This is a genomic window from Pasteurella multocida (assembly GCF_900187275.1).
GTDB classification, from domain to species: Bacteria; Pseudomonadota; Gammaproteobacteria; order Enterobacterales; family Pasteurellaceae; genus Pasteurella; species Pasteurella multocida.
In genome coordinates, this window is record NZ_LT906458.1 from 834,210 (window position 1) to 856,918 (window position 22,709).

At 39.4% G+C, this 22,709-nt stretch carries 16 protein-coding genes, 1 tRNA gene and 1 other RNA gene; 4 read left to right on the plus strand and 14 right to left on the minus strand.

Annotation, left to right across the window (positions count from 1 at the left end; all coding sequences use genetic code 11):
* Positions 1 to 72: 72 nt before the first annotated feature.
* The 4 genes from CKV69_RS10830 to rbfA all read right to left on the minus strand — a co-directional run bounded on the left by CKV69_RS10830 (position 73) and on the right by rbfA (position 4,973).
* Positions 73 to 624 carry a TonB-dependent receptor gene (locus CKV69_RS10830; protein WP_305953352.1) on the minus strand — a complete coding sequence of 184 codons (552 nt, stop codon included), beginning with the start codon at positions 622 to 624 and terminating at the stop codon, positions 73 to 75.
* The gene (locus tag CKV69_RS03870) at positions 597 to 3,440 is read right to left on the minus strand and encodes a TonB-dependent receptor domain-containing protein (RefSeq protein WP_305953355.1); all 2,844 of its coding nucleotides are present in this window, start codon (positions 3,438 to 3,440) and stop codon (positions 597 to 599) included. Before CKV69_RS03870 ends, CKV69_RS10830 begins: the two co-directional genes overlap by 28 nt.
* A 220-nt stretch (positions 3,441 to 3,660) precedes the next feature.
* A complete protein-coding gene (truB, locus tag CKV69_RS03875; protein ID WP_014326084.1) occupies positions 3,661 to 4,575 on the minus strand; it encodes a tRNA pseudouridine(55) synthase TruB in 915 nt (304 codons plus the stop codon).
* Positions 4,575 to 4,973 carry a 30S ribosome-binding factor RbfA gene (gene rbfA, locus CKV69_RS03880; protein WP_005716528.1) on the minus strand — a complete coding sequence of 133 codons (399 nt, stop codon included), beginning with the start codon at positions 4,971 to 4,973 and terminating at the stop codon, positions 4,575 to 4,577. The genes truB and rbfA overlap by 1 nt, the downstream gene beginning before the upstream one ends.
* Before the next feature lie 215 nt (positions 4,974 to 5,188).
* On the opposite strand from rbfA, the gene CKV69_RS03885 reads away from it, so the two are divergent.
* On the plus strand, positions 5,189 to 5,959 hold the full coding sequence (locus CKV69_RS03885; RefSeq protein WP_014667978.1) for a hypothetical protein: 771 nt from the start codon (positions 5,189 to 5,191) through the stop codon (positions 5,957 to 5,959).
* Between the two features lie 150 nt (positions 5,960 to 6,109).
* Here the strand turns inward: CKV69_RS03885 and infB are convergent, their stop codons facing one another.
* From infB to ulaG, 6 genes are all read right to left on the minus strand, one after another.
* Positions 6,110 to 8,611, minus strand: a complete 2,502-nt coding sequence (infB, locus tag CKV69_RS03890; protein WP_014326087.1) for a translation initiation factor IF-2 — start codon at positions 8,609 to 8,611, stop codon at positions 6,110 to 6,112.
* 15 nt (positions 8,612 to 8,626) lie between these two features.
* Positions 8,627 to 10,108 carry a transcription termination factor NusA gene (nusA, locus tag CKV69_RS03895; protein ID WP_038641857.1) on the minus strand — a complete coding sequence of 494 codons (1,482 nt, stop codon included), beginning with the start codon at positions 10,106 to 10,108 and terminating at the stop codon, positions 8,627 to 8,629.
* 17 nt (positions 10,109 to 10,125) lie between these two features.
* Positions 10,126 to 10,581 (minus strand): ribosome maturation factor RimP, encoded by a 456-nt coding sequence (gene rimP / locus CKV69_RS03900; RefSeq protein ID WP_005726752.1) that lies wholly within the window; start codon positions 10,579 to 10,581, stop codon positions 10,126 to 10,128.
* A 208-nt stretch (positions 10,582 to 10,789) separates the two neighbouring features.
* Positions 10,790 to 10,866: transfer RNA gene (locus CKV69_RS03905), tRNA-Met, on the minus strand.
* A 264-nt stretch (positions 10,867 to 11,130) separates the two neighbouring features.
* Positions 11,131 to 11,877: an HTH-type transcriptional regulator UlaR gene (gene ulaR, locus CKV69_RS03910; protein WP_014326089.1), complete on the minus strand. Its 747-nt coding sequence runs from the start codon at positions 11,875 to 11,877 to the stop codon at positions 11,131 to 11,133.
* 94 nt (positions 11,878 to 11,971) lie between these two features.
* On the minus strand, positions 11,972 to 13,063 hold the full coding sequence (ulaG, locus tag CKV69_RS03915) for an L-ascorbate 6-phosphate lactonase (RefSeq protein ID WP_014326090.1): 1,092 nt from the start codon (positions 13,061 to 13,063) through the stop codon (positions 11,972 to 11,974).
* A gap of 349 nt (positions 13,064 to 13,412) precedes the next feature.
* Between ulaG and CKV69_RS03920 the strand changes: the two genes are divergently transcribed.
* From CKV69_RS03920 to CKV69_RS03930, 3 genes are read left to right on the plus strand one after another with little or no spacing between them, the layout of a single operon-like run.
* A complete protein-coding gene (locus CKV69_RS03920) occupies positions 13,413 to 15,203 on the plus strand; it encodes a PTS ascorbate-specific subunit IIBC (RefSeq protein WP_005726754.1) in 1,791 nt (596 codons plus the stop codon).
* Positions 15,204 to 15,247: 44 nt separating this feature from the next.
* On the plus strand, positions 15,248 to 15,715 hold the full coding sequence (locus CKV69_RS03925; protein ID WP_005726755.1) for a PTS sugar transporter subunit IIA: 468 nt from the start codon (positions 15,248 to 15,250) through the stop codon (positions 15,713 to 15,715).
* Between the two features lie 17 nt (positions 15,716 to 15,732).
* A complete protein-coding gene (locus CKV69_RS03930) occupies positions 15,733 to 16,410 on the plus strand; it encodes a 3-keto-L-gulonate-6-phosphate decarboxylase UlaD (RefSeq protein ID WP_014326092.1) in 678 nt (225 codons plus the stop codon).
* A 403-nt stretch (positions 16,411 to 16,813) separates the two neighbouring features.
* Here CKV69_RS03930 and CKV69_RS03935 read toward each other — a convergent pair whose 3' ends face one another.
* From CKV69_RS03935 to hrpA, 4 genes are all read right to left on the minus strand, one after another.
* The gene (locus CKV69_RS03935) at positions 16,814 to 17,026 is read right to left on the minus strand and encodes a hypothetical protein (RefSeq protein WP_005754187.1); all 213 of its coding nucleotides are present in this window, start codon (positions 17,024 to 17,026) and stop codon (positions 16,814 to 16,816) included.
* A 102-nt stretch (positions 17,027 to 17,128) separates the two neighbouring features.
* Complete coding sequence (locus CKV69_RS03940; protein ID WP_016504500.1) at positions 17,129 to 17,740, minus strand: hypothetical protein; 612 nt, start codon at positions 17,738 to 17,740, stop codon at positions 17,129 to 17,131.
* 551 nt (positions 17,741 to 18,291) lie between these two features.
* Positions 18,292 to 18,658, minus strand: a transfer-messenger RNA (tmRNA) gene (gene ssrA, locus CKV69_RS03945).
* A gap of 136 nt (positions 18,659 to 18,794) precedes the next feature.
* Positions 18,795 to 22,706 (minus strand): ATP-dependent RNA helicase HrpA, encoded by a 3,912-nt coding sequence (gene hrpA / locus CKV69_RS03950; RefSeq protein ID WP_016504499.1) that lies wholly within the window; start codon positions 22,704 to 22,706, stop codon positions 18,795 to 18,797.
* Positions 22,707 to 22,709: the final 3 nt, after the last annotated feature.

Sequence of the window (22,709 nt, forward strand, 5' to 3'; positions counted from 1 at the left end):
TTTTTATTTCTCCTGCTCACAAAAAAAGCCCTATTTACACAATCGGGCTTTTAAATAAAATGACAAAACATGCTAGAATTTTGCGGTTAAACCAAATTTTACCGTACGACCTGGCGCAGGCATGGAAGACCTTGTCATCGGATCAAGATAATAACGATCTGTTAAGTTTGTTCCAGATAAGGTGAGCAACAAATGCTCATTGACTTGATAATTAATATACGCATCTACTAAGAATACTGGGGTCCAACGAGGTACATTGCTATACCCAGGGAAGCCAGCCTCAAATAAAGATTTATTGCGTGTATCTTTAACATTGGTGTGATAAACCAAGCGAGTACCTAGCTCCAATTTTTCATCCAATAAACGCATACCTAAATTTGAAGTGATGCTGTATTTCGGCAAAATGGTATTTTTTAAGTAACCATTGGCATTACCGCCATTCACACAAACAGGGTGGATATTATTTCCCCGAATAGAGAAGTCGTTATTAATAATAGCCGACTCTTTATCACAGAATTTATTGCGGATATTGTAGCTAATGCCTAAATCCGCAAAGAAGTTGCCTTGGTCATAACGCCCTTGTAATTCTAGCCCCTCTAAAATACGTTTTTCAAATTGGCGCATTTCGTAATTTGCATCACGGTCAAAAATATTTTGGTGGTATTTTTGTACCAATTTAAGCGAATATCAGCCCGTCTTAACCGTGGGAAGAAACCTCGTAAATCGTGTACATAACCAATCTCAATATTTTTACTGTGCTCAGGTTTACGCTTATACAATGGTGTCAACACTGCCACCGAATAACCAATAGTATCTTCAAATAAACTTGGCATCCGCTTGGTTTCGTCATAACGTGCATAAATACGTACATTTGGGCTTAAAAAAACGGTCGCACTAAACGAAGGCGCCCAAGCATGATCTTTACGTTCAGCTTTTTTCATGGCTTCCCATTGAGCATCCGTAAGAGGAATATGTTCGCCTTTTGCGCTTCCTTCAAGTCGATAGCGATAGATTTTATCTCCTGCTAACAAGTTACCCGCCCCCTCAAAATTGCGTGGAATAACTTCCTCATTTTTTCCCGTAATCGGATTTTCAACTAATTCTTTCAAGCTAGCGGGATCAACCTCCCCATTAAACGTTGGAAACGCCTCTCCAGAATAATTGCCATATTCATTTTTATACCAGAAAAATTCTTTAACAAGATCATACTTCATTCCTGAACCTTGCCCATTAAAATATTTTTCTTCAAATTCTTTTTCCTCTGCAGATAACTCTGGAAAATTATTCGCAAGTTTAAATTCCTCAAATCTCGCGTCCCTCTCATCACGAAAATAAGGATAACATGTACTATCTGCAAAACCTGCTTGCTGACAAATTTCCTCCGCTGTCATACCTTGACTTAATAAAGTATCATACTTGGGATCTTTTTCTGCAAATTGTTTTGTGAGTTCAATTTGGCGGTTATAGGTTTTTTTATAACGTTCGGCAATTGCTTGATCAACCTCCTCCAGTTCTCTAACTTTCAATAAACTCAATTTAATCACAGAAGGATTTTGAATTGCCTCTTTATTCATATCCTTAATTTTTTCTTGTAATCCCTTATCTTTTGATTTGTAGTGGGTATATTTCATCCCTGCCGTGAGCATTAACCAATCCGTTGGCATATATTCAAAACGGAAACCGGCATTAAACTCATTACGCGTGCCCTTTCTGGGTGCGGCTTTAGCATCGCTACTAATGCCTACTTTACAAGCATTCGGATTGGTTGGGCTACATGTTCCCGACATAGCACCTGGCAATTGATATTTTTCCCACAGTCCAAATACAGTTTCCGTTTCGAGGGTTTCACGACGATAGTTCGCCATCACATCAAGATTTAATCTCGGATGAAGCTCAAAGCGGTTACTTATTGTTAATCCCCAATGGTTATCACGCGCAAATTGGGCGTGTGCTTTTTGCGTATTAAAAATGCCGTCTGTGTTTGGAGTTGCAGTGCCTGAATTTAAATAAGCCTCTGTTTTTTCTTTCATGAGTTTAACTAACTCTTTTTCCACTTCTTTACGGAAATTAGGATCATCAAAATCGAAATTCCAATCTGGATGCATTTGCATATATTGTGGTCCTACAATGCTATAGGCTTCGTTAATTGCTTCCATACGCATATTGGTATATTGCTGATCAGAGAACAATACATCCATTGGTGAGCCACCCGCCGTATTGGTTAAGGTCTTATTCCACAATGCCCAAGCTCCTATCTTTAAATCAATCCACTTATTATCTGGTGGACTAAGTTCATAGTTAAAACTGATGGATTTTTGTTTTACATTAGCAAGAGGCCATTCTAGAACTGTACCTAATCCCCCCCAAACTTGACCTAAACGCGATGGCATAATATCGCCATATTGAATATCACTTTGTCTAAAATTCATATTTACATTGGAATAATCATTAATATAATATTTTCCTTTCAACAATAAAGATTTAGATTCATACGAGGTATTCGGTGTTTCATATTTCGGATAATAAATTTTCGCAATATAAGGCACATAAGGATCATCACTGTAAAGATTAACATTTCGCTCCATAGGTTTTCCCTCACCATAACGATGTCCCCCTTTCGAACCTGCATAATAATTTCCTTTATTGCGATAAGCATACGCAGCTAAACCCTCAAACTTATCTTGCTTAGTTGCAACGGCAAGACGAATCGCATTATCATTAAAGAACTTATTACGCCCACCGCTACGTGGTTCTTGACGATCATCTCCTTTGAAGAAAGCTGCCCATTCGCCTAATTCAGCCCCACCAAGTTGGCTGACCTTACGGTAGTCTTCACCAAAGATATACGGACCAGGTCGTTTTTTAATGGAATTATTGGCAGTCTCAACCTTTAACTCAATCCCCCATTTTTCTCCGGGTTTGACAATATCATCAACAGACAATGTGTTCATTCTCACCGTCCCTGCTGAACCTGTTCGTAAAGAGCGGTTTAAATTTGGTCCTTTTTCAACAGAAATAGAACTAATCAAAAATGGATCAAGATAGTTACGGTTTGATACTCCCGCATAACCACGCCAAATCGTAATAGATTGTTCTGTATCATCAACAAGAACTGGTATCCGACCTTGTCCCCATGCGCTACGAATAATGGGGTCAACGGCTCCACCATTGCGCGCATCACCACTATAAACCCCCGTGATCCCACTAAACAGATCAGAAACTGATTGACCATGGAAGGTTTCAATTTCTTTTTTACTTTTATATTCTGTTACCTGATCTTTGGTAAATATTTCATCTTTTCCAGCTTGTCCTTTATCGCCACTTTTTCCACCCACAACAATGGTTTCTAAGGTTGTTGCTTGAGCAACAGAAAGATTTAACAACATTAAAAGTAACCCCATCGCTAAACTGTGATGTTTTAGCTGATTTGATTTTTTCATCGCAAACATAATTACCCCATTTAAAAATAATAATCATTATTACTATCATTTAATTACAGGGAGATTTTAAGAAATGTACATTTATTATTCAATTTTTAAAATGCGATTTTGTGATCTCTCACACATTTATTTAACAAAATAATAACATTCTAAAAAATAGAAAAGACCGCACAATACGGTCTTTCGTCAAGGATGAACAAACAATAATTCAAGATGTGTATTATGTGATTAAACGTTGCGGACGAATGACATTATGTTCATCGACTAAGGCAACACCTAAAAATTGTTGTGTGTCAGAAAATAAACGCACTTGTCCAGTAAGCTGAGTTGGATTGTCAAACTTGACACGTTGACCAAAACTAATGGCTTTACTTTGTTCCTGATTTAAATGCAATGCAGGTAATGCGGAGACCGCACTGTCTGTCGGTAATAAGTGCTGATCTAATAATGCGAGGTCTTGTTGTGCAGCTAAAACTTGTAAAGTGTCCCAGTCCATCATCGCCTCCACAGGATAATTGGCAACAGCGGTTCGACGTAACACCGTTACATGTGCACCACAGCCCAAATATTCGCCTAAATCATCCACTAAAGTGCGTATATAAGTGCCTTTTGAACAATGTACTTCTAGCGTTAAATAAGGGGCATCGTACGCAATAAATTGCAAGTCAAAAATCGTGATCGGGCGAGCTTCTCGTTCCACTGTTATGCCGGCACGTGCATACTCATATAAAGGCTTACCTTGATGTTTTAACGCAGAAAACATCGTGGGAACTTGCATTAAATCGCCACGAAAATGTGGTAGTGCAGCCAAAATGTCCTGCACATCTACCTGCACATCTCGTGTTTCAACGACTTGCCCTTCCGCATCGGACGTATCGGTTCTTTCCCCAAGTTTCGCGGTCACTTGATAACGTTTATCCGCATCCAACAAAAATTGTGAAAACTTCGTGGCTTCACCTAAGCAAACTGGCAACATCCCCGTTGCCAAAGGATCTAATGCACCTGTGTGTCCTGCTTTGTTAGCTTGAAACACACGTTTGACCTTTTGCATAATATCATTGGAGCTCATCCCTTGAGGCTTATCTAGCAAAAAAACGCCGTCAATATCACGTCCACGTTTGCGCGGCTTCGCCATTACTTTTCCTCTGAAACATCGTCATCAATATGACGCGCATTATCTTCGCGAATCACATTGCTGACTAAATTAGACATTCGCATCCCTTCAATCAAAGAGCGGTCATAAATAAAGCGAATTTCAGGCACAATACGCAAACGCATTGCTTTCCCTAACAAACTACGAATATAAGGAGAGGCTTTTTCTAGACCTTTCATCCCCGCATCAATTGCAGATTCGTCGTTATCAAACAAGAATGTCACAAAGACTTTGGCATAAGCAAGATCACTCGATACTTCAACATCGGAGACCGTTACCATACCAATACGAGGATCTTTGACTTCACGTTGTAAAATCACCGCAATTTCTTTTTGAATTTCTTGTGCTACGCGATCACTACGTTTAAATTCTCTTGCCATTTGCTTTTCCTTTCCTTTTTCATTAAGGCGTGTATTTTGGCATAAATACTCGGTTTTTAACACAGATAACTGAATAATCCACACAATTTTATTCAATTTTTTGCTCTACTCTTTTAGAGTTTTCTTGTCTAGCTGATCTCATCCTATGTGATATTGCCTATGCAGATAAAAATCGGTATGGTATGGGTGATTTTACCAACACATCAGGAGGTATTATGCATTTCATCAATCGTTATTGCGTGGTTTTCTTATCAAGTTTACTGTTGATAGGTTGTCAAGACAGTTTAACTGGTGCGTTATATGATAGAGGAGAATCACCAGAAATCGTCCGCTATCATGTCGAGAAAGATCAAATTTACTTTTTTGGTTTAACACCCGATAAAAAAATTGCAGTATTAGGTGAAAAATACCATTATCTGCTGAAAGAGAAAAAGCCTAACGATCAATATCTGATTGAGAAAATCGTGAAATTACCTTTCAAGCAACATCTTTATTCTCAAATGGCAATCATCAATAGCAGTAAACAAAAACCAGATGAAATCAGCACTTCACTTTATTTAGCTTTAGATCTTCGTCAGCTAAGCCAAAAACAACGACAGACCGCCAGTATGTTAGGGTTTAAAAATCTTTCCTATAAGTCGGGTTTCTATGACATGATTAAGCAATATCAACCTAAAATTGATTTAGAAAAATTAAATCGAGAAAAGCAAATTTGGTATCGTGAAATTGATCTAGTTGGTCATCGTTATTTGCCAAAAGCGGGAGCAAACTATGTCGTGAAAAATCAGTATCCATTTTCTGAAATGGTAGAAATACATACGGATATTGAATATCTCCCCGCTCGCCAAAATGCAAACGCGGGTACCCTATTGCTCACCCCTTTTGCTGCGATTGCCGATGTCGCAACAGGTATTTTAGCCGTGCCTGCTTATATCGGTTTACAAGCAGTTTGTCTTGGTCAAAGCGATGGCTTTATTTGTAAATAGAGTGAAACATCTTACTTTCCCACGGGCTTCTATGCTTTGCACAAAAGTGCGGTGGTATTTAAAAAAGTTTTGCGAGCAATATTTGCTATTCCACCATACAAAAAAGCGGAGAACTTAACGCTCTCCGCTTGTGACATTCGTAATCAATAATTAGATCGTACGTTTAATCTCAACCACTTCGAACACCTCGATTTGGTCGCCGACTTTCACATCATTGTAGTTCTTCACACCAATACCACATTCCATACCGTTACGTACTTCTGCTACGTCATCTTTAAAGCGACGTAATGACTCAAGTTCGCCCTCAAAAATGACCACGTTATCACGTAAGACACGGATTGGGTTGTTACGTTTGACAATACCTTCTGTCACCATACAACCTGCGATTGCGCCAAATTTCGGATGACGGAAAACATCACGCACTTCAGCCAAACCGATAATTTCTTGTTTAAATTCAGGTTGTAGCATACCGCTCATCGCTGCTTTGATTTCGTTTAATAGCTCATAAATAATTGAGTAGTAACGTAAGTCAATGCTTTCTGATTCGATAATACGGCGCGCTGAGGCATCGGCACGTACGTTAAAGCCAAGTACGATCGCATTCGAGGCTGCCGCTAAAGTCGCATCCGTTTCCGTGATACCACCGACACCGGAACCCACCACTTTTACCTTCACTTCGGCAGTAGAAAGTTCGTTCAATGACTGACAGATCGCTTCCACCGATCCTTGTACGTCTGCTTTCACAATCACGTTCAACTCAGCCACATCCCCTTCTGCCATATTAGTAAACATATTTTCCAATTTGGCTTTTTGTTGACGTGCTAATTTCACTTCACGGAATTTACCTTGACGATATAACGCCACTTCACGTGCTTTTTTCTCATCACGTACAACCGTTGCTTCATCACCTGCAGCAGGTACTCCTGAAAGCCCCAATACCTCAACAGGAATTGAAGGACCTGCACTTGCTACATCTTTCCCGTTTTCGTTACGCATTGCACGCACACGACCATATTCAAAACCACAAAGTACGATATCACCACGGTGTAAAGTACCGGTTTGCACAAGAATTGTTGCAACTGGACCACGACCTTTATCAAGATAAGATTCAATCACCACACCTGTCGCCATACCGTCTTTCACGGCAGTTAATTCAAGAACTTCCGATTGTAATAAGATCGCTTCAAGCAACTCATCAACACCAGTCCCTTTCTTCGCCGAAACATATACAAACTGAGTGTCACCACCGAATTTTTCTGCGACGACTTCATGTTGTAACAATTCGGTCTCAACACGCTCTGGGTTCGCTTCTGGTTTATCAATTTTATTGACTGCAACCACAATCGGTACACCTGCAGCTTTCGCATGTTGGATCGCCTCAATGGTTTGTGGCATCACACCATCATCTGCCGCGACCACAAGTACCACGATATCCGTTGCTTTCGCACCACGCGCACGCATCGAAGTAAATGCTGCGTGTCCTGGTGTATCTAAGAAAGTGATCATTTTGCCATCAGTTTCTACATGGTATGCACCGATGTGCTGGGTGATCCCACCCGCTTCACCAGAGGCAACCTTAGCTTTACGAATGTAGTCAAGTAGTGAGGTTTTACCGTGGTCAACGTGACCCATGATGGTCACCACTGGTGCGCGCGTGACTAATTCCGCATCCACATCGCGATCGCTCATCACCGATTCTTCCAACTCATTCTCTTTACGAATGATCACTTTATGCCCCATTTCTTCTGCCACAAGCTGTGCGGTTTCTTGGTCAATCACTTGGTTAATAGTGGCCATTGCGCCCATTTTCATCATCGTTTTGATGACTTCTGTTGCTTTTACTGCCATTTTATTGGCAAGTTCAGCCACGGTAATCGTTTCACCGATGACGACATCGCGGTTCACGGCTTGAGCAGGTTTAGTAAAGGCTTGTTGTAAGGCACTGCCTTTTTTCGCATGCTTACCTTTACCCATTTTGCCATCTTTCTGATTACGACGATTAGATTCACGTTCTGTTTTTGAGCTTTCGTCTTCACGACCACCTTTTTTCGCTTTGGCAACTTTATTTTTTCCTCCACGATTACGGTTTTCTTTACGGCGCGCTTCTTCATCTTCCGCTTCACGTGCATAAGTAGACGTTAAATGATAATCCGCATAGTCTTCACTGTTCTCGTTCTCTGCGTCTTCTTCACTTAATTCTGCATAACGTTTCGCTTCTTCCGCCGCTTTACGTGCCAGCTCTTCTGCTTTTTGGCGTGCAAGTTCATCTGCTTTACGACGTAATTCGGCTTCTTCTGCACGGCGCTTTTCTTTTTCCACGTCAACCGCTTTGGTCGGTGCGCTCACAGCTTGTGCTTTCTTCGCTTCTTCGACTTTCGCTTGTTTTGCTTTTTCAGCCTCTAAACGCGCTTTTTCTTCCGCGTCTTTTTTCGCTTTTTCTGCTGCCAATCTGTCTGCTTCTTGTTTTGCTTTCAATCTTGCTTCTTCCGCTTTTTGTGCCGCATCTGTTGGCACCGTACGTTTTTTACGGACTTCGACTTGCACTTCTTTTGCCTTACCGCCCGCAGTTGTACTGACGGTGGTTTTGGTTCGACGCTGTAAACTCAGTTTTTTTGGGGCAGCCCCATCGGCTTTTTTTACATCTTCTGTCATTTTTCACTCCTCCAATTACTCACTGAACCAACAGATATTACGTGCCGCCATAATAAAATCGGCGGCTTGTTCTGCTGTCAAATCTTCAATATCCGCTAAATCATCAACACCTTGTTCTGCAAGTTCTTCCAGAGTAGTAATTTGTTTTTCTGCTAATTTCAACGCAATATGGCGATTCATTCCCTCTAATGCGAGTAAACGATCTTCAATATGCGCTTGTTTTAAGGCTTCTTCTGCTAATGCCGCAGCCGTAATCGCATTTTTGGCACGCTCTTGCAATTCTTCGACCAAATCTTCATCTTCTAAGCCATCAATTGCGGTTAATTCACTGACTGAAACATAAGCCAGTTCTTCTAATGTAGAGAAACCTTCCTCAATTAAGATATGCGCAAAATCTTCATCAATTTCTAGCGCATTCATGAATAATTTCAATACTTTATTATCTTCTGCTTGATGTTTTTGGTTCAGCTCATCAGTGGTCATCACGTTTAATGTCCAACCTGTTAGTTGGGTTGCTAAACGCACATTTTGACCATTTCGACCAATCGCTTGTGCAAGATTGGCTGGTTCGACTGCGATATCCATTGCATGTGAATCTTCATCCACCACGATAGAAGTGACATCTGCTGGCGCCATCGCATTGATCACAAATTGCGCAGGGTTATCATCCCAAAGTACGATATCCACACGTTCGCCACCTAATTCATTGGTAATGGCTTGTACACGCGCACCACGCATACCAACACAAGCACCCACTGGGTCAATACGTTTATCATTGCTTTTCACTGCAATTTTCGCTCGAGAGCCCGGATCACGCGCTGCATTTTTAATTTCGATCAGTTCTTCACCAATTTCAGGAACCTCAATACGGAATAACTCAATTAACATTTCCGGTTTAGCACGGGTAACAAATAATTGAGCACCTTTGCTTTCTGGGCTCACTTTATATAACACACCACGGACACGATCTCCCGGACGGAAATTTTCACGCGGTAACATATCTTCACGTAATATCACGGCTTCGGCTTGTTGACCTAAATCTAATACAATATTGTCGCGATTCACTTTTTTCACTGTGCCGGTCACAATCTCACCTTCTTGAGAACGGAATTGCTCAACAATTTTGTTACGCTCTGCTTCACGGATCTTCGTGCTAATCACCTGACGTGCGGTTTGCATCGTGATGCGGTCAAAGGCCACAGATTCAATTTGATCTTCTACATAATCACCTAGTTGCACATTAGGATCATCAAATTGTGCCGCTTCTAAGGTGATTTCTTTTGTCGGATTGGTTACTTCGTCCACAACCAACCAACGACGGAAGGTATCAAACTCCCCCGTTTTTGTGTTAATCACCACACGCACATCAATTTCTTGCTCATACTTCTTTTTGGTTGAAAGGGCAAGCGCACTTTCTAACGCTTCAAAAATCTTTTCACGTGGTAATAATTTTTCATTTGATACCGCTTCTGCAGCCAATAAAAGTTCTTTACTCATTGCTCTGTTTGCTCCTTTTAGAATTTAGGAATAATATTGGCCTTTTGAATATTGCCAAATACCAAAATTTGTTCTTGCCCATCGACAATCAGGGTCAACATATCATTCTCAATTTTTTCTAATTTACCTTGCCATTTACGACGATCCAAAACAGGAATACGCAAATGCACCACAATTTCTTGTCCAATATAGCGCTGATATTGATCTAATGTGAATAATGCACGATCTAAACCAGGTGAAGACACTTCAAGGTTATATTTATCCGCAATCGGATCTTCCACATCTAAAATCGCGCTCACTTGACGGCTCACATCGGCACAATCTTCCACTGTGACGCCACCTTCTTTATCTATATATAAACGTACTGTTAAATAGCGACCAGCACGCTGACATTCAATGCCCCAAAGCTCACACCCTAAATCTTCGACTGAGCTCTGTAGCAGTTCTTGTAACTTTTGTTCTAAGGTTGCCAAAATTACCTCTCTAATATGTAGGATACTTAAACACATCTGTCTTAGGATAACGTTATTGATAGGCAATATCGCCAACATCCAATAAGTCAACCGTAAATTTTAGACGTAAAAAAAGGACTCGCATGTTCAGTCCTTACATAAAAATTCCTCATTCAGATACGAAAAAACCCCATAATTTAGGGGCTTCTTTACTGAACTGTCTGTAAAGTGGTTGCGGGGGCCGGATTTGAACCGACGGCCTTCGGGTTATGAGCCCGACGAGCTACCAAGCTGCTCCACCCCGCGTCCGAAATATTGGCGTATTATAGCCTTTTAATGAAAAATATCAAGTTTTAATTCCAATCTTTTTTCTTTTCCACCCAATTTGCTTACGCCACTTATTTAAATTACCCCCATGAAGGCTTATCAAGGTATCATATTGATTGTTAGCTATTACACTTTCAACTACTCAATAACAATCATTCCTTTACGATAAACGCGTTGAGAGTGAATACAACGAACGACTGCTATAGATACCGCGTTTCTTGTTGTCATCTCGCACCTTTAAATTTATGCTAAAAGCACATTTAGCCCTTGACGTTTTAATTCTGCAATAATCTCAGCGTCCGCTTCTTTCCCTGTGATTAACAAATGAATATTGTGCAGTTCCGCAAATAACATACCGGCTTGTTTTCCAAGCTTTGAACTATCTAATAGAACAACTAATTTACCGACACGTGGCAACATTCTTTGTTCAGAGTTCGCAATTAACATATCGGTTTTATATAGCCCATCTACGGTTAATCCTTTACCACTGGTAAACATGATATTCGCTGCATAAATAGCCTCTGCATTGGTATTTAAAGACAACATAATAGCCTGATTTTTATTGTATTGCCCCCCCATAATCACTACATCATTATGATCATGCTCAATGAGATAATTCGCTAATGGCAAGAAATTTGTCATAATTTGTACATTCTTACCACAAAGACGGCTACCTAACATCAGCATTGTAGAGCCACAGGTCAGAATCACACTATCGCCATCCTGACAGAGTTTGGCTGCTAATTCAGCAATCCGTTTTTTCTCACCTGAATTATTGATGGCGAGCGGTTGAGAACGGTATGCTTTTTTCTCAATGACTTCCGCACCATTACGCACTTTTTTTAAGCGCCCTTGTTCATTTAATTTAGTAATATCCCGTCTTGCTGTTGCAGGTGAAACATCCAATAAGCGAATAATATCTTGCGTTGATAGCGCTTTCCTTTCTTCTAACAAATTCAGTAATTGTCTATGTCGATAATTTTCGTTCATTATTTTTACGTCCTTAGTTACTTAGAAACTATTCTATCAATAATGAACAAATAAGCCACGTAAAATTACGTGGCTTACATAGTTAGAATACAACTTAAAGCATTGACTTAAACTGAATATTAGGCTCATGTTCAAAACAATCATCAAATCCACGAGGATGATGATATTCAAGCAAGTCTTTATCCTGTGGATAAACATACTTCCCACCCACTTCCCAAATAAAAGGATGGAATTGATATTGCAAACGCTCCTTACGTAAACGCCAAAGATGTAAAATTTCATCGGTACTTGCCATGAAATTTGTCCAAATGTCGTAATGAACAGGAATGATCACTTTACAACGTAAACATTCTGCCATGCGTAACAAATCAATCGATGTCATTTTATCCGCAATACCGACCGGATTTTCCCCATAATTATTTAATGCTACATCAATATCAAATTCTTTTCCATGCTTGGCAAATTGAATAGAATAGTGAGAATCAGCACCATGATAAATATTTCCACCTGGAGTTTTAAAGACATAGTTTACTGTTTTACGCCCCATTTCCTCATCGGAAGGACATAACCCGAGTAACTCCCCTCCTTGCTCTTCAGCCCCTTCAACAGGTAATGTCACTAAACAAGTCCGATCAAACGAATCTAATGCGTGAATCTCGACATCTTTTAATTTTACAACATCACCAGGTTTAACAATAATGATCCGCTCCTCTGGAACCCCCCATTGTTTCCATAATTCCGCACAATGCCATGGACCCACAAATTTTACATGCGTTAGGGCTGGATTATTGACGATGGCAGCCGCAACATTCACATCAATATGATCGCTGTGATAATGTGAAGCAAGAATGAAATCTACTTCATTAATTGAAAAAGGGTCTAATACCATAGGTTGGGCGCGTAAGTTTGGCTGTAATTTACGTACTCCAGCCATATTTGCCATTTGGTGTCCACGAACCATATCTTTTACTTTTTTAGTTGATTTACCTCTTCCACACCATAAATCCATACAAATATTAGCGCCTGCTGGGGTCTTGATCCATACGCCGACACAACCTAACCACCACATAGCGACATTCCCTTCTGGCACAACTTCATTCTCAATTTCTTCATTTAGCCATGTTCCCCATTCAGGAAAAGTAGAAAGGATCCAACTTTCACGTGTGATTTCATTAATTTTACTCATTGTATTCTCCTATAAAACAACGCAAAACAAATCAAAAACAATCATATTAAATCAAAATAAAAAATACAATAAGTGTAATTAGAATTTGTGATCTAGATCTTACTATCAACTCACATCGATAAAATAAATCTAAAAGCAATTATTTTTCATATTGTTATATTAAAAATAAATTAATTAATTTAAATATTACACGCTTTGTATAAAAATGTGAAACTGCTCACAAATTATCAAATATAATCTTTTATAATCTTTTTTTGCTGTTATGCTTATACCCAGATTTCTTAGATCAGGCCTTATCCAGAAATCTTTCATGCAAATATACACAATGAAAAAATCCAGAGGTGTCACTATGGAAACACTCTATAACCTATTCTTAAGCTTTAATAATCAAGTCCTTTCTAAAGCCCCCTTTCTACTTGGTATTGTTGCTTGTATTGGGTACATTCTATTGAAAAAAGACACAACAACAGTTATCAAAGGAACAATAAAAACAATTGTTGGTTTTATGATTGTGCAGGCGGGATCTGGCTTTCTTGTCGCAAACTTCAAGCCAATAATTGAGGGGTTATCAAAATATCATAATTTGACGGGGGCAGTGATTGACCCTTACACCAGCATGCAAGCCACCATCCAAACGATGGCAGATAACTATGCGTGGGTTGGCTACGCGGTTATCCTGGCATTGTTTTTAAATATCTTATTAGTCGTATGCCGTAGAATTACAGGGATTCGAACTATCATGCTGACGGGACATATTATGTTCCAACAAGCAGGTTTAGTCGCTGTATTCTATATGATTATTGGCGCCTCAATGTGGGAAACGGTCATTTATACTGCCGTATTAATGGCGCTATATTGGGGAATCTCATCAAATATCATGTATAAACCTACCCAGGCAGTTACTGGTGGTGCAGGTTTTTCTATTGGACATCAACAACAAATCGCTTCTTGGATCGCAGTCAAACTCGCGCCAAAACTTGGCGACAAAAATGATACCGTAGATAAAATGAAATTACCGAAATGGCTACATATTTTTCATGACAGTATTTCCGCAACCGCACTTGTTATGACTGTATTTTTCGGCATCATTTTACTCTCTTTTGGCTTAGATAACTTGCAACAAATGGCAGGCAAAACCCACTGGTTTATGTACATTTTTGAAATGGGCTTAAAATTTGCTGTTGCTATCCAAATCATCGTCACTGGTGTACGGATGTTTGTTGCTGAGCTTTCAGAAGCATTCAAAGGAATATCTGAGCGCGTTATTCCAAACTCTGTACTCGCTATTGACTGTGCGGCCATTTATGCTTTTTCGCCAAATGCAATGGTCTTTGGCTTTATGTGGGGGGCGATTGGACAATTTGTAGCTGTCGGTCTGCTCCTCGGTTTTAGTTCACCTATTCTGATTATTCCAGGCTTCATTCCGATGTTTTTCTCAAATGCAACGATCGGTGTCTTTGCGAACCAATTTGGTGGCTGGAAATCCGTCATGAAAATTTGTTTCATTATGGGGATCATAGAAGTACTTGGTTCAGCTTGGGTTATTCACTTACTTGCCACCCAAGGTACAACGTTTAATGGTTGGATGGGAATGGCGGACTGGGCATTATTTTTCCCACCAATATTGCAAGGCATTGTTAGCATACCGGGTTTCTTTTTTGTTTTACTGACATTAGCCATTGTTTATATGGTGTTTGCGTCAAAGCAATTACGTTCAGAAGAGGCCGCTGCCGCTGCACTTGGTAAAACCTTGGAACAAATGGATGGTTATGACAAGACAGAACATAGCCCAATCACACCGGATGACAGCGTCCAACATGATGTTCTAAAAACAGCCGTTAACCCTATTCGAATCCTGGCAGTTTGTGGTAGCGGGCAGGGTTCATCAATGATGATGAAAATGAAGATTAAAAGTTATCTGGACAAGCATAACATACCAAATACCTTGGATTCCTGTGCAGTGACCGATTATAAAGGCAAATTAAATGAAATCGATATTATCGTTGCTTCTCGTCATCTTGCCGATGAAATTGAAGTGGGTGAAGATAAATTTGTCTTGGGTGTACAAAACATGCTAAATCCAAATTCCTTTGGTCCAGAATTAATTGCCTTAATCAAAAAATATCAGCAAACCACTTAAAGGAGACGAATCCTTATTCAATCATCAACTAAATAGGACATACCATGAATTTAAAACAGTCGCTCATAGAAAATAATTCAATCAAACTTCATCAAACTGCCAAAAATTGGGAGGAGGCAATTAAACTAGGGACCGATATGTTAATCGCTTCGGGAGCCGTCGAACCACGTTATCACGATACGATTATCAAATGTGTTAAAGAACTAGGACCATATATCATTATTGCTCCCCATTTAGCGATGCCACACGCTCGCCCAGAGGATGGTGTCAATCGCACAGCCTTTGCCCTCGTCACGCTAGATACACCCATTTATTTTGATGGTGAAGATGAACCTGTCGATGTACTCCTCACACTTGCGGGCAGTGATGCAAATCAACATATGCAAGGTCTCATGGAGATCACTCAGGTACTTGATGATCCAGACAGTGATACGGGCATTAATTTAGATAAAATTCGTCGTTGTCAAACTGCTGAAGATGTTTATGCGGTTATTGATGCAGTCTTAAACTAAATAAAAAAGGAATAATTATGCCAAAACCATTACTCCAAATTGCACTTGATTCTCTCAGTCTTGAGAAAGCACTTTCTGACGCTAAACATGCCGAATCAATGGTTGATATTATTGAAGTTGGCACCATTCTCGCCTGCGCAGAGGGTATGAAAGCAGTGAGTACATTACGTGCATTACACCCGCATCACATTTTAGTTTGCGATCTCAAAACAACAGATGGTGGTGCGATTTTAGCAAAAATGGCTTTTGAAGCGGGTGCTGATTGGTTAACCGTGTCTGCCGCGGCACATCCTGCAACCAAAGCAGCATGCAAAAAAGTCGCCGATGAGTTCAACCAGTCTCATCCCGACTTAAAAGTGAAAAAAGAAATTCAAATTGAAATCTATGGAAATTGGACATTTGAAGATGCACAGGAATGGGTAAAACTTGGTATTACACAAGCGATTTATCACCGCTCCCGTGATGCTGAATTATCAGGAGAAAGTTGGGCAAAAGAGGATATCGAAAACATGAAGCGATTAGAAGAACTCGGTTTAGCACTTTCTATTACAGGCGGGATCATTCCAGAAGATATCCATTTATTTAAAGACATTCGCAAAGCCAAAGCATTCATTGCTGGTCGCGCGTTGATAGGGGAAAAGGGAAGAACAACGGCTGATGCGATTCATACTGAAATTGCTAAATATTGGACTTAGCTTTTTTATTCGTTCAATCTTCAACTTGCACCTTTGTGATTCGAAAAGATGCAGTAATATTTAGCCCTGTACATTGGTATAGGGCTAAATACTTCAATCACCTTTACACAATAAAAATGAGAAATGTTAAAACTGAGTATATTGTTTATCAAAAGAATCATCAATTCATGCATTGAACGCTATATGTAATAACCCACTCACTATAGTTATAATGTAGCATACTAGATGTTCACTATCTTGTAGTATTCATTCACATTGACTACCTCAAAACTCCATCAAACTGTCTCCAGATATATTTTTTACTTTTTATGGTTTTAAATAATCTAAAATACCTGACGTAATTTTCTTCCATAAAAAGCCCAACATTTTCTGATGTTTTTCACTAATATGTTGTTTACTCAGATTATTTCCAGTTTTTTACTACATTAATTGCCACATTAACAATAAAACCACCTAAAAGACCTAAGGCGATGACTCCCCACCAAGATAAATTAATATCAAAATAAATAAAAGAACTCGTTAAGAGACCAAGTGGGATTAACACAATTAGAAAAATAATCAGAAAATAGCCAACACTTTTCACTACAAAATCAAATAAAAATTTAATTTCTCTCATGTATTCTCCCTCTTTTTTGTCTCCGAATACAACACAAAAAAGTCATTTTTTTCAACACAACTATTTAATTATAATCCCCTAAAATAGAAGGTTTTTTGAAGTTCATATACCTAACTTGTCTTTTTCTTGAACTTTTAGCATTTCTGCCAGTTGTTCTGGTGTATCAGACTTTATTAATGAATAAATCAAACTAATATTACTTTCGATATTCGATAACTGTATTATAACTTCATCTAGGGTCAATACTAAATTCATTTCATCATTTATATTTACAATCCCTTCAGGGTATTTTTCCAATAATAATCGCTTATAATACTCCATTATAAAATCTAAGTTATTTGTACTAAAAAAATTCCCTGTAATACGGGTAAGCCCTAATTCAGAATTTATATCCACAAAATAACTTTCAATTAAATCATTTTTAATTGGGGCAAATCTTCCCTCTATAACATATAAGTCTGTTCCGAAATTACGACTTAAATGAGTATAACTTACCCCCATATCTTCGATATGTCGTAGCGACAAACCAAATTTAAATCCCGATAAGCACGGTAAATCATTTCTGATTCTGGCGTTTTCCACTATTTTCCTAAGCTCCTGATTTTTCTTCATCATTTGTAGTTCATTTTCCTCCTTCTTACTTTTTTTTGTAAAAGAATAAGCCACAAAAACTAAAAATAATAAAATTAAGATAGGCAAAATTAATTCATCCATTGATATTCCTCAATTTGTAAAAGTATGTAAATTATAAAAAACTAGAGAATGTTTTTCTGTGATAAACTTCAAATTATCGATTTTCCAGAAATTCTACATTCTGTCATCTTGATTGATCAGTAAATTTTTGCTACTAAATTTTACTCAAATCTTTCGAATACACGTTGCCGCTTTAGGTCTAGCTTTCACTAAAGAAAGTTCGGAGTAGTTGCCAATCGTAATTTTTACACGCGTTTTTAGAGATGGTTTTAACTAGTTAAAAAACCAATTTTTGCTGTGTAGATAAATAATTAGGTTCAATCCATTTCGTTCTGAAAGATAAAATTTTTACTTTTAGGTCTAATATTATTGATTTGAGCAACTATGAATGGTCTAATTATTTTACTGTTTAGAAGTCAATTAATAAGCTTATGTGGGGATTTTTATATTCATTTTTGAAGACTCTACATCAGCATCTGACCCTGATGATACTTTTATGACACAATAAAAAAGCCAAAACCCTCTTAAATCAAGGATTTTGACCTCTTATTATACTTTTTGATATTTTTGATTGGTGGAGCTGGCGGGAGTTGAACCCGCGTCCGAAATTACTCTACCTTCAGTACTACACGTTTAGTCTCGTCTTTAATTTCATTTACCCACTGCGGACAGACACGCGATAGATAAACTAGCTTGATTCAATTTAACGCTTCGATCCTCAAGCGGAGGCGTCCACGCGATCTCGTTTGAATTTGACTCCTCTTGATCCCCGTCTTACGAGCGGAAGCTGGGGAGAGAAGGCTATGAGCAGGTTATTAAGCTGCTAAAGCGTATTGTTCGTCGTTTGCGACTATTTTTTTGCGGTTTATTTACGAGGCCTACCGCACCTCGACGTGCACCTTGGGCTTCACTAATCCCGTCGAATCCAGAATCAGCCCCAAAAAGTCATGCTAGTCTAACAAAAATCCCTTATAAATAAAAGTGTTTTCCCAGTCTTCAAAATCGAGGTCCCTATTTTTCATAGCATAATTCCTCATATACCTCTTTTATTACTGCGTTTTTTACTAACATCAGATTAACTGATCGCAGCAATCACATTCAAAATCCGTTTGTCTGAAATTGGGTATTTGGTGCCGAGTTGTTGCGCGAATAAACTGACGCGTAATTCCTCAATCATATAAGGGATTTCTTTCACCTCATCAGAGTGCGGTTTGGATTTTGGCAGTTTTGCCAGTAGCTGTTGATAGGCTTGGCTAACTTGCTCTACCCTTAACATCGCAGCACGATCACGATTCACATCTTGCAATAATTTATCAATCCGTTTATCAATGGCCTGCAAATAGCGTTGTAAATCATTTAGGCGTGTATAACCCGTTTTCTGCACAAAGCCTTGGTAAATCAAGCCATTGAGCTGTGCTTTAATATCGGATAAGGCAAATGCCATGGTGAAATCCATTTTGCCCTTTAAGCGTTTGTTTAGTTCATAAGTCAGTATGAGGATTTGTTCTACTTGTTTGGCAATTTCTACGGTAGCTTCATTTAAATTTTCACGAATAAAATCCCGTAGCTTGTCGAAATCCGCCTCGTTCCAAACCAATCCACCAAACTCCACAATCAACTTATCCACCGCACAGGCGATACAGTCATCAATAAGATCTAACACTCGCCCAAATGGCGTGAAATACAAGCCGAGTTTCGATTTATTTGGTAGCTTTTCGTGCAAATACTTGATTGGTGAAGGCACGTTGAGTAACAATAAACGGCGTAAGCCTTGTTGCATTGCGACCTGCTGTTCAAATTCTGTTTCAAAGAGCTTAATACCCACCGCTTCTTTTTCATCTACAATCGCTGGGAAAGCTTTCACAGTAAACCCGCGTTTTTTCTGCTCATAGCATTGTGGCAAGCTGTCAAAATTCCAAACGTGAATACCACTTTGCTCAATGCCATCATCCGCTACCGCAGAAATGCTTTCCTGTACTTGATCTTTTAATTGGAATTTAAGGCTGTCTAAATCCATGGATTCCGCAATTTTTTTGCCTTTATCATCAATCACTCTAAAGGTCATTTTTAAATGACTTGGTAACTGATCCAATTGCCAGTTTTCTGCTTCCACCGTCACCCCTGTCATACGACGAAGCTCGTAAATCAAACTCTCTAAAAGCGGTTTTTCAAGGGGTTTAGCTCGTCCTAAAAAGGCATCGGCATAATTCGGTGCGGGCACAAAATTACGACGTAAGGCTTTCGGTAAAGATTTAATTAAGGCAATAATTAATTCCTTACGCAATCCCGGAATTTGCCAATCAAACCCCGTCATTTCCACTTGGTTTAATAAAGGCAATGGAATATGTACTGTCACACCATCGGCATCCGTACCGGGTTCAAATTGATAAGTAAGCTTAAATTTCAAATTGCCTTGGTGCCAGAAATTTGGGAAATCCAATTCACTGACTTGTTTCGCATTTTCTTTGGTTAAAAAGGCTTTTTCAAAATTGAGTAATTCAGGATCTTGTTGGCTTATCTTTTTCCACCAACTATCAAAATGGCGCTGCGACACCACTTCCGTGCCAATGCGTTGATCATAAAAGTCAAACAATGTCCGTTCATCCACTAAAATATCGCGACGACGGCTTTTATGTTCTAGATCTTCGATCTCTTTGATCAGTTGACGATTTTGGTGGAAAAACTTATGTTTCGTGAACCAATCTCCTTCCACCAGCGCAGATTGAATAAAAATTTCACGACTAAGCAGTGGATCAATCGATCCATAATTCACTGGACGACTTGCCACAATAGGTACACCATAAAGGCTCACTTTTTCATCCGCCAGCACCGCCCCTTTAGACTTTGACCAGCGAGGCTCCGCGTAGGATTTTTTCACTAAATGCAAGGCTAGAGGCTCGATCCATTCTGGTTCAATATCCGCCACCATTCGTCCCCAAAGCCTTGAGGTTTCCACCAATTCCGCAGCCATGACCCATTTGGGCTGTTTTTTAAACAGCACAGAATTAGGAAAAATCGCAAAATGGGCATTACGCGCACCTAAATATTGGCTTTTTTCACTTTCTTTCATGCCAATATGGGAAAGTAAACCACTCAAAAGTGCGGTATGAATTTGGGCATATTCTGCAGGTTGTGAATTAATCGGCAAGCCCATTTCACGCACCGTCAAACGAATTTGATGATAAATATCCTGCCATTCTCGGATTCTTAAATAGTTTAAATAATCCTTTTGGCACAAACGGCGGAATTGATTTTTCGATAATGCTTTTTGTTGTGTTTGGATAAATTGCCATAAATTCAAAAAGGCGAGAAAATCGGATTTTTTATCGGCAAAACGGCGATGTTTATCGTCAGCAGATTGTTGTTTTTCCTGCGGACGTTCACGGGGATCTTGAATAGAAAGCGCAGACACGATAATCATCACTTCATGTAAACAATTAAATTTCACCGCAGTCAACAACATTTTGGCTAAACGTGGATCCACGGGTAGCTGCGCTAATTGTTTACCCTGTTGTGTTAATTGACGCTTTTCGCCAAATTTGGTTTTCACAAAATGAAACACTTCCAGCTCTTCGAGGAGTTTAATGCCGTCTTGGATATTGCGTTTATCCGGCGCATCCACAAAGGGAAAGGCATCAATATCATCTAAGCCCAATGCGGTCATTTGTAAAATCACCGAGGCTAAATTGGTGCGTAAAATTTCAGGATCGGTAAATTCAGGACGGCTGTTAAAATCCTCTTCTGAATATAAACGAATACAAATCCCTTCACTGACCCGTCCGCAACGTCCTTTACGTTGATTAGCGGACGCTTGTGAAATCGGCTCAATCGGTAAACGCTGCACTTTAGTGCGGTAACTATAACGGGAGATTCTGGCAGTACCCGGATCGATCACATATTTGATCCCCGGTACCGTTAAGGAGGTTTCTGCCACGTTGGTGGCAAGCACAATGCGGTTTAAGCCTGATGGATGAAAAATTTTATTCTGTTCTTGTGCTGACAAGCGAGCAAAGAGCGGTAGGATTTCTGTGTGTTTTAAATCTTGTTTTTGCAATGCTTCTGCGGTATCACGAATTTCTCGCTCGCCATTCATAAAAATCAAGATATCGCCACGCCCTTCTGCTTGCAGTTCATCCACCGCATCTAAAATGGCTTGCAATTGATCTTGCTCTTCATTTTCGACCACGGGACGATAACGCACTTCCACTGGATAAGTTCTACCTGATACTTCAATAATTGGAGCATTGTTAAAATGTTTAGAAAAACGTTCCACATCAATGGTAGCAGAAGTAATGATCACTTTCAGATCGGGACGTTTTGGCAGAAGTTGTTTTAAATAACCTAGAATAAAATCATTATTCAGGCTACGTTCGTGTGCTTCGTCAATAATCAGCGTATCATATTGATTCAAAAAACGATCGTTTTGAATTTCAGCTAACAAAATTCCATCGGTCATCAATTTGACCATAGTATTATCACTGATTTGATCGTTAAAACGTACCTTATAACCCACAAGATCGCCCAGCTCGCTTTTTAATTCTTCGGCAATACGGCTTGCCACAGAACGTGCGGCGATTCGACGAGGTTGTGTGTGCCCAATTAAACCTTTTGTTCCGCGCCCTAATTCCAAACACATCTTGGGTAATTGCGTAGTTTTACCCGAGCCCGTCTCTCCCGCAATCACCACAACTTGATGTTGTGAAATCAATTTTTGAATTTCTGCTTTGCGTTGGCTAACCGGTAAATTTTCTGGAAATTCAATTGTTTTGACCGCACTTTTACGTTGCATTAAACGTACTTGTGCGAGTTGAATCTGCTCTTCAATTTCAGTGGCAACCGTTTGTTGCGTTTGTACATTTTTAATGCTGGATAGCCCCTTAATACGTGCCAACAACTGGCGATAATCCACATTCATCACATCTTTTAATTGTGTGAAAAGTGCCTGTTGCAAGGTATTAAATGGGCTGTTCTTAGTGCTTTTTTTCATCAT